At 35.5% G+C, this 1,239-nt stretch carries 2 protein-coding genes and 1 pseudogene; all 3 read right to left on the reverse strand.

Translation table 11 applies throughout. From position 1 onward, the window contains the following. Positions 1-70 precede the first annotated feature (70 nt). Entirely contained in the window at positions 71-451 is a 381-nt protein-coding gene (locus AC07E5_RS09765) for a hypothetical protein (protein WP_498625343.1), read from the reverse strand. A gap of 247 nt (positions 452-698) precedes the next feature. Next, positions 699-1,100, reverse strand: a pseudogene (locus AC07E5_RS09770) (DDE-type integrase/transposase/recombinase); the annotation flags it as partial. Positions 1,101-1,123: 23 nt separating this feature from the next. Further along, the coding region (locus AC07E5_RS09775) for a transposase domain-containing protein (protein WP_498625344.1) at positions 1,124-1,239 on the reverse strand (116 nt) is incomplete at its 5' end.

Below are 1,239 nucleotides of genomic sequence, written 5' to 3' on the forward strand. Positions count from 1 at the left end.
AATCATGATACGCCACGGTGGTTGTGTTTTGTGTTAGCGCATTAATAAATACAACCACCTTTTTTATTTTTCAAGCGATAATTATAATATATTTCAACAGTTTAAGCCTTAAGTTGGCGCGTATGGGGTTATAGACAGCATAGGTTTCAAGTACATAACTTCTTATTTCTTTTAGTGTGCTACTTGGAATTAAAAGTAAATCATGTTTAATATCTATTAAAAACAAAGGTTTATAATAGAAAATATCGATACTATGATATTTTTTTTCATATTCCCAAGATATTTTACAATTTCCAAGATCACCACCAAAATTTTTAAAATCTATATATTGAGATGTTTCTTGATTAAACTGAAAGAAGTAATATCCATATTTATCTTTTCGTGGATTAGAGATATAGTTGACAATATTGCCATTTGGATCAACACCTTTAAGATTTTGAAATCTAGTCATTTTAAATTTTTCCTTGAGCCTGGAACTAATTGAAGAAAGTTTTCCATGTTTGTATCATACTTACTTATTAAAAATTCCCATTGTTTTGCCCCACCATTAAAAGATTGTCCTGTCTGCTGAGACCTTAAAGGACCTACCCAACCTTCACGAACAGGAATGGGGCTCTTTACTTCAAAAGTAACAATATCACAGCATTTATCATTTGATTTAAATTCAGGAAGTAAACTAAGTTTTTGTCTCGCTTCTTCTACACTATTGAATTGGCTGGGTGTAGCCCATCCTCATCTTGCACTTCATCCAAAGTATCAAATAAATGTTTGCTCAGCCAACCATAACGTATGGTTCGATTATAACGTTCAACATATGCATTCTGTTGTGGTTTGCCTGGTTGAATATATTCAATACGAATACCTTGTTCGGTTGCCCAACGTACAAATTCGTTACTGATAAACTCTGGTCCATTGTCGCATCGGATCACTAAAGGCTTTTCCCGATATTCCAGTAACTGATTGAGTGTTCGAATCACTCGCATTGCTGGCAATGAGAACCCTACCTCAATCGCTAAACCTTCACGACGGTAATCATCAATCACATTCAATAATCGGAACTTACGACCATCAGCAAGCTGATCGTGCATGAAAGTAAGCGTCCGCTGAACTCTATGCCTATTTTTTAATTCGGTTCAGGTTTCCAGCGGTGTGGTAGCAATTCTTCAATCTGAGTCACTTTATGTGTCGGCAACCTTTTCAGCACATCACTTAAATAGGCATAGGGATCCAGCCCATTCA

The organism is Acinetobacter seohaensis (genome assembly GCF_056431365.1).

Excerpts from the sequence above, each read along its gene's own strand:
- AC07E5_RS09765 (WP_498625343.1), bottom strand. The coding sequence starts at position 451 with ATGACTAGATTTCAAAATCTTAAAGGTGTTGATCCAAATGGCAATATT.